Below are 7,477 nucleotides of genomic sequence, written 5' to 3'. Positions count from 1 at the left end.
TGCTGATTTAAAAATTATAATAGAAATAAATCTGTTTTCACATTATGAGTTAAATTAAAAACTCTTGCAGATTCAGTAGATTTGGCAGGTTTTGATAGTTGTAGTAGAAATAAATCTGCTTTATCAGCAAAATCAGCGAGAAATAAGTTTAAAAAGCGAATTAATAAATTAAAAAACCATGACCGAAAATGAAATTTCTTATTTAATAAGAAAAGCAATATTTAATGTTTATAACGGATTAGGTCCGGGTTTACTAGAGTCTGTTTATCAAAAAGTTCTAATATATGAGCTTGAAGATTTAGGTTTAGAAGTGAAATGTGAAGTTCCTATTCCAATTGTATATAATGATATAGTTTTTGATTGTAACTTTAGAATTGATATTTTAGTAGAAGATTTGGTTATCATTGAATTAAAATCTGTAAAAGAATTAGAAGATGTACACTATAAGCAAGTTTCAACTTATTTAAAACTTTCGAATAAGAAACTGGGAATTTTAGTGAATTTTAATACTGATAAGATTTTAAATTCTATTAAAAGAATTGTCAATAAATTTGAAGATTAGAATCTGCTTAATCTTGAGTATGAGTAAATAAATTTCTCGCAGATTGAGCGAATTAGGCTGATGAAAAGTAAATCTACATGATTAATGAAATTAGCGTAATATAAATTAAAAAAAATGTAATTTGAACAAATTAGGCCGATTTTAATAAATGAAAAATAAAATCTGCTCAATCAGCAAAATCAGCGAGAGATAAGACTTATGGAAAAATACTACTGCAGCGTATCTGTTTCACCGATGAGAGCCGAAGTTTCAGAAAAATCTGAAATGATTTCTCAGATTTTATATGGTGAAACCTGTGAAATTTTAGAAACGGAAGGGAATTTCAGTAAAATCAAAATGGATTTTGATGGCTATGAAGGTTGGATAAATACTTCAGTTTTGAAAAAACAAAATGCTGAAATTTCTAAAAATGTGATTAAGCAGTCTTTTGGTGAATTTAATTTGCCAGAAGGTAAAAGTTTGCTTTCCATAGGAAGTGAAGTCGGTTTTGCAACAGAAAATGCTGTTGATACAAATAACCTGCGTGAAAGTTTAGTAGAAACGGCCAAAAAATTCTTGAATGTCCCTTTTTTATGGGGAGGAAGAAGCTTTTTTGGAATAGATGATAGCGGATTTGTGCAGTTATTATACAAAGTTCACGGAATTGCTTTACCGAGAGACCCAGAACAACAGGCTTTACAAGGAACAGCTCGTGATTTTGTAGAAGAAAGCGAAGCAGGAGATTTAGCGTTTTTTGAAGATGCAGAAGGAAAAATTGTTCATGTAGGTTTGGTATTGTCACCTTTTGAAATCATTCATGCAAGCGGAAAAGTGAGAATAGATTCTTTAGATTTTTCTGGAATTTATAATGCAGAACAAAATAAGCACACGCACAAATTGAGGTTTGTGAAAACAATGATTTAATTAAAAATTGGAAGTTGTGAAATAATGACTAAGTTTTAAAAAAAAATTTTTATTAAATGATAAACTACAAAAACATTAATAAACTACTGTTAATTATTCAAGTTCTATTGTTTTTATTTTTATGGATTTTCACAATAATTCATTTTTCTGAACTTCCCGAAATAATTCCTCAACATTATGGATTTGATGGAAAACCAAATGTTTATGGAAATAAAAGCATGATTTGGACTTTGCCTATTATAGGGAGTTTACTTTTTCTTTTGCTCAATCATGTCTCAAAAAATACAGATTCAGAATTACTAAATATATCTCCAAAAATAAAAGCAAAGCCCGAATTAGCAAGAACTTTTGTAAATGCACTATTAGTTTTTATTCTATTCTTGTTTTCCAGAATTTTATTTGAAGAAATAAAAATTATTAAAGGATTTCAAGAAAGTTTATCTTTTTTTGTCCCTACAATAATTATTGTTATGTTGGTTTCTATTGTTGGTTTTAATACCTATTATCATTACAAAAAATAAAATTACATTCTCACATTGAAATTTATCTACAACATATCCATTTTTCATCTTGAATTAGCGTTCAAGGTTTTGTCGTGGTTTAATGATAAAATTAAACGCGGTTTAGAAGGTAGAAGAAAGTCTTTGGAAATTGTAAAATCTAAAATAAAAAATGAGGACAAAGTCCTTTGGATGCACGCTGCAAGTTTGGGAGAATACGAACAAGGTTTGCCTGTTTTAGAAAAACTGAAAGAAAAATATCCGACTCATAAAGTTTTAATTACTTTTTTCTCGCCTTCTGGCTATGAAAACGTGGAGAAAAAGAATAAAGAAGATATTTTGTGTTATCTCCCTTTTGATAAAAAATCTACGATTTCAGAATTTGTAAAAGCGGTAAATCCTGAAATTTTCTTTACCGTAAAATATGATTTTTGGTATCATCTTTTAGAAGAATTAAAGAAGCAAAACACCAAAGTTTTTGTGATTTCAGCATTGTTTTATGAAAATCAAGTTTATTTTAAGCCCCAAGGAAAATGGTTTGTAAACGAACTGAAAAAAAATGTGGATTGGATTTTTCATCAAACTGAAAAGTCTCTTTCTTTAGCTCAAAAAGTTGGTTTAACCAAAGGTTCGGTTTCTGGAGATACTCGTTTTGACAGAGTGAAACAAATCAAAAACCGAGATAATTCCGTGGAGTTGATTTCTGAATTTAAAGCCGATAAAAAATTGTTGGTTTTCGGAAGCTCTTGGGAAGCCGAAGAAAAAATAGCTCAAATTCTTTCTCAAAAATTAGAAAATTTTAAAATTCTCATTGCTCCACACGATTTGAAAAGAGTTCAAAATCTCAAACAAATCTTTCCAAGCGCAATTTTGTATTCAGAATTAAAGTCTAATTACCAATTACCAAATACCAACATACTCATAATCGACTGCATCGGTTTACTTTCCAAACTCTATTCTTATTCAGATATTGCAGTTGTAGGTGGTGGTTTTCACGATAAAGGTTTGCACAATATTTTAGAAGCGGCAACTTTCGGTGTTCCTGTAATTTTTGGAAATCAATACAAGAAAAATCCTGAAGCAGATGCTTTAATTGCACAAAATGGAGGAAAATCTTTCGATAATGAAGAATTGGCAGCTGATTTTGTCCTTGAATTGTCAAAAAATTCAAATCTGTTACAAGAAATGAGTGAAAACGCAGGAAATTTCGTTCATTCTCAACCGAATTCTTCTGAGATTATTCTAGAGAAAATTTTAGCATAATTTATTCTGAGCATAATACCTGATAACAATCATCTCGAAGCGATTTATAATCTTCATAATTTTGCAAAAAATTATCATGAAGAAAGTAATTGTAGGCGTTTTAATGTTGGTAGGCGCAATGTGGAGTTTTACGGGTTGTACTTCTAACCAAATTTCTCAAAAAGAAACCCATATCCAAGAAAATCTTAATCCAAATAAAATTTTAGAAGTTTTAAAAACTGGAAATGAACATTTTGTACATCACAAAAATGCTTTTCCGCATTTAGATGAAGCCAGAATGAAGGAAGAAGTTTCTGGGCAACATCCTATCGCAACGGTTGTGAGTTGTTCTGATTCTAGAGTGCCTGTAGAATTAGTCTTTGACCGAGGAATTGGTGATTTGTTTGTGATAAGAACTGCAGGGAATTCACTAGATGATGATATGACGATGGGAAGTCTGGAGTATGCGGTGAATCATTTACATACGAAGTTAATTATTGTAGTGGGTCACGAAAAATGTGGCGGAATTACGGCTGCAATTTCTCAACATAGTGAAGGAAAAGAACCCAAAGAAATCTCTAATCTTATAGAAACACTCAGAAAAGGAGTGGAGCCTTTCGTAGGAAAATCTGAAAAATTAGATGACGCAATTCATTATAATGTAGACCAACAAATCCAGAAAATTCTTCAAAATCAAGAACTGAAAGATTTAATTGATAAAGGAGAACTGAAAGTAATTGGTGGTTATTACCATCTTAATGACGGCAAAGTAGATTTTCTTAATTAAAAAATTTAGAATATTTCTTAAATCCATTGAAAGCCCAATTGGCGGTATAATACAAAGACTTGAGCGTGGAAAAATTCATGTGTTCTTTGTAAACCAAATATTGGTCTTTCATGATATTGGTTTTATTTCGGGAAACACTTCCTTCTCGCATTCTGTATTTAGCCAAAGTCTTTTTCAGAGGCTTTCCGTAAGGGATTTTTTAAGATGGAAATGTGAAAAAAGTAGAAGTAGTTTCTATCACCGCTCAAAAACTCATTGTAAAAGGGGGAAAAAGAAATTGGCGGAGAAAATGTATATTGTAAAAGTGATCAATATTAAGATTAATTAATTTGTAAACGAGATATTTTATAATCCTTATTCATAACGATAGGGATTTTTCTTTTAAAAATCATAAATTTGTAAATTCTTAGAAATCAAGTTTAACAATACTTTAAAATATTACAGCGTGTTTTACGATCACAAGCAGATAGAGCAAAAATGGCAGAAGTTTTGGGAAGAAAACCAAACTTATAAAACTGAAAATAATTCTACAAAACCTAAATTCTACGTTCTAGATATGTTTCCTTATCCTTCTGGAGCGGGTTTACACGTAGGTCACCCTCTTGGTTATATCGCCTCGGATATTTATGCAAGGTTCAAGAGACATCAAGGTTTTAATGTTTTGCACCCTATCGGTTATGATTCTTTTGGTTTGCCAGCAGAACAATATGCAATCCAAACTGGGCAACATCCTGCGATTACTACTGAACAAAATATTACAAGATACGAAGAACAACTTCGCAAAATTGGATTTTCATTTGATTGGAGTAGAGAAGTAAGAACTTCTGATGCTTCTTATTACAAATGGACACAATGGATTTTTATAGAATTGTTTCATTCTTGGTACAATAAAACTTCGGATAAAGCAGAATCTATCGAAACTTTGGTAGAACATTTTTCAAAATTCGGGACTGAAAATTTAAATGCAGTTCAGAATGATGAATTAAACTTCACCGCAGAAGAATGGAATGCTGCTGATGAAAACAAAAAACAAGATATTTTACTCAATTACAGATTGGCGTACAGAGCTGAAACTACGGTAAACTGGTGTCCTGCTCTCGGAACGGTTTTAGCGAATGATGAGGTTAAAGACGGAAAATCTGAACGTGGAGGTTACCCTGTTTTTCAGAAAAAAATGATGCAGTGGAGTATGAGAATCACGGCGTATTCTGAAAGACTTTTAAATGGGTTAAAGACCATAGATTGGCCACAACCATTGAAGGATTCTCAAGAATATTGGATTGGAAAATCTCAAGGAGCTGCTGTAAAATTCAAAGTTTCTGGAATGGATGAGAAGATTGAAGTTTTCACCACTCGTCCTGATACTATTTTTGGGGCAACTTTTATGGTTTTAGCACCAGAAAACCCTTTGGTTTCAACATTAACAACGGCAGAGCAAAAATCTGAAGTTGAAAATTATATAGAAGAAACTTCTAAAAAAACAGAACGTGATAGAATGGCAGACGTGAAAAACGTTTCCGGAGCATTCACGGGAAGTTACGCTGTAAATCCTTTCACAGGGAAAAATATCCCGATTTATATTTCAGATTACGTTTTGATGGGTTACGGAACTGGGGCTGTAATGGCGGTTCCTGCGCATGATGAACGCGACCATCGTTTTGCGAAAAAATTTGGTTTAGAAATCATCAATGTTATTGAAAATGATGTTGATATTCAAGAAGAATCTTATGATTCTAAAGATTCAGTTTGTGTAAATTCTGAATTTTTGAATGGTTTGAATTATAACGATGCGAAAGCAAAAATTATTTCAGAAATTGAAAAAATGGGAATCGGTCACGGAACTACCAATTATAGACAGCGTGATGCTATTTTTTCTCGTCAAAGATATTGGGGAGAACCAGTTCCTGTCTATTATAAAGAAGGAATGCCTTATACTTTGCCTGTTTCTGCATTGCCTTTAGAATTGCCAGAAGTAGAGAAATATTTACCAACAGAAGACGGTGATCCACCATTAGGAAATGCGAAAAATTTTGCGTGGGATGAGGTTAATCAAAAAGTGGTTGCTGTAGATTTAATTGATGAAAAAACCGTTTTCCCGATGGAACTTTCTACAATGCCAGGTTGGGCGGGAAGTTCTTGGTATTTCTTGAGATATATGGATCCGAAAAATGACGGTGAATTTTGTGCAAAAGATTTATCAGATTATTGGGGACAAGTAGATTTATACATTGGCGGAAGTGAACACGCAACTGGTCACTTGTTGTATTCTAGATTTTGGAATATGTTCTTAAAAGACAGAGGTTACATTAACCAAGATGAGCCTTTCCAAAAATTGATAAATCAAGGAATGATTTTGGGAATGAGCGCTTTTGTTTACAGAATTGATGGAACGAATCAATTTGTTTCGAAAAGTTTAGCCAAAGATTATCAAACTCAAAAAATCCACGTTGATGTTTCTTTATTAAAAGGAACTACAGATGAACTGGATATTGAAGCATTTAAAAAATGGAGAGCAGAATTTGCTGATGCAGAATTTATTTTAGAAGACGGAAAATACATCACCGAACGTGAAGTAGAAAAAATGTCTAAATCGAAATACAATGTTGTAAATCCAGATGATATTGCAGAAGAATATGGAGCGGATTGTTTACGTTTGTATGAAATGTTCCTCGGTCCATTAGAACAATCAAAACCTTGGAATACACAAGGTTTAAGCGGTGTTTACGGATTTTTGAAAAAATTCTATAACCTTTATTTTGATGGAGACACTTTCTCTGTTTCAGATGAAGAACCTACCAAAGCAGAATTAAAAGTACTGCATACTTTGATTAAGAAATTTACGTTTGATATTCAGAATTTCTCATTCAATACATCGGTTTCGCAGTTTATGATTGCGGTAAACGAATTGCAAAAAATGAAATGCAATAAAAGAGCAATTTTAGAACCTTTAGCGGTTATTATTTCGCCTTATGCGCCACATATTTGCGAAGAATTGTGGGAAAAATTAGGTAAAAATACTTCTATAGAATTCGAGAAATTGCCAGAATTAAATGAAGCGTATTTGGTAGAAGATGAGATTAACTATCCGGTAAGTTTCAATGGTAAAATGAAGTTTACCTTGGCTTTAGCAGCGGATTTAGATGCTAAACAAATTGAAGAAATAGCGATGAGTAATGAAAAGGTTCAAGAAATTTTAGCGGGAGCAACTCCTAAAAAAATAATTATTGTGCCAAAGAAGATTATCAATATCGTTTTTTAAGGAATTGTTAAATATTTTTTAAAAATTTATAAAAAATTCTTTGAATATTTGAAAAAAAATAAGGCTAAAAATTTTGTAGTTTTTATGATTTTAACATCATGTGAAAATATCTCACAAAAAATATAAAATATATTGTTAAATCTGTAATCTACAATGGTTTTCGAGAAACAAGAAATTTATCATAGTTTGATTTTTTAACTTGCATTTTCCAATAAAATAGCTTT

General features: G+C 31.7%; 6 protein-coding genes and 1 pseudogene. 6 read left to right on the top strand and 1 reads right to left on the bottom strand.

Annotated features, from left to right (window positions below):
- The first annotated feature begins 178 nt into the window (after positions 1-178).
- From QO190_RS08795 to QO190_RS08775, 5 genes are all read left to right on the top strand, one after another.
- Positions 179-562 carry a GxxExxY protein gene (locus tag QO190_RS08795; RefSeq protein ID WP_371462607.1) on the top strand — a complete coding sequence of 128 codons (384 nt, stop codon included), beginning with the start codon at positions 179-181 and terminating at the stop codon, positions 560-562.
- A 198-nt stretch (positions 563-760) separates the two neighbouring features.
- Positions 761-1,465 (top strand): NlpC/P60 family protein, encoded by a 705-nt coding sequence (locus QO190_RS08790; RefSeq protein WP_371462609.1) that lies wholly within the window; start codon positions 761-763, stop codon positions 1,463-1,465.
- Between the two features lie 56 nt (positions 1,466-1,521).
- Positions 1,522-1,986, top strand: a complete 465-nt coding sequence (locus tag QO190_RS08785) for a DUF1648 domain-containing protein (protein ID WP_069797894.1) — start codon at positions 1,522-1,524, stop codon at positions 1,984-1,986.
- A gap of 15 nt (positions 1,987-2,001) precedes the next feature.
- On the top strand, positions 2,002-3,228 hold the full coding sequence (locus QO190_RS08780; protein ID WP_371462611.1) for a 3-deoxy-D-manno-octulosonic acid transferase: 1,227 nt from the start codon (positions 2,002-2,004) through the stop codon (positions 3,226-3,228).
- A 76-nt stretch (positions 3,229-3,304) separates the two neighbouring features.
- Positions 3,305-3,994: a carbonic anhydrase gene (locus QO190_RS08775; RefSeq protein ID WP_371462613.1), complete on the top strand. Its 690-nt coding sequence runs from the start codon at positions 3,305-3,307 to the stop codon at positions 3,992-3,994.
- Here the strand turns inward: QO190_RS08775 and QO190_RS08770 are convergent.
- Positions 3,987-4,193: pseudogene (locus QO190_RS08770) on the bottom strand (glycosyltransferase family 2 protein); the annotation flags it as partial. The gene QO190_RS08775 and the pseudogene QO190_RS08770 sit on opposite strands and share 8 nt — an antisense overlap.
- Positions 4,194-4,439: 246 nt before the next feature.
- On the opposite strand from QO190_RS08770, the gene leuS reads away from it, so the two are divergent.
- On the top strand, positions 4,440-7,253 hold the full coding sequence (leuS, locus tag QO190_RS08765) for a leucine--tRNA ligase (protein WP_371462615.1): 2,814 nt from the start codon (positions 4,440-4,442) through the stop codon (positions 7,251-7,253).
- Positions 7,254-7,477: the final 224 nt, after the last annotated feature.

Origin of the sequence: Cloacibacterium sp. Arc13 (genome assembly GCF_041431305.1) — a bacterium.
GTDB lineage: Bacteria > Bacteroidota > Bacteroidia > Flavobacteriales > Weeksellaceae > Cloacibacterium > Cloacibacterium caeni_B.
The sequence above is the reverse complement of the archived record's forward strand: the minus strand, read 5'-3'. Positions and strand labels throughout refer to the sequence as shown.

Excerpts from the sequence above, each read along its gene's own strand:
- QO190_RS08795 (WP_371462607.1), top strand. The coding sequence starts at position 179 with ATGACCGAAAATGAAATTTCTTATTTAATAAGAAAAGCAATATTTAAT.
- QO190_RS08785 (WP_069797894.1), top strand. The coding sequence starts at position 1,522 with ATGATAAACTACAAAAACATTAATAAACTACTGTTAATTATTCAAGTT.
- QO190_RS08775 (WP_371462613.1), top strand. The coding sequence starts at position 3,305 with ATGAAGAAAGTAATTGTAGGCGTTTTAATGTTGGTAGGCGCAATGTGG.
- QO190_RS08790 (WP_371462609.1), top strand. The coding sequence starts at position 761 with ATGGAAAAATACTACTGCAGCGTATCTGTTTCACCGATGAGAGCCGAA.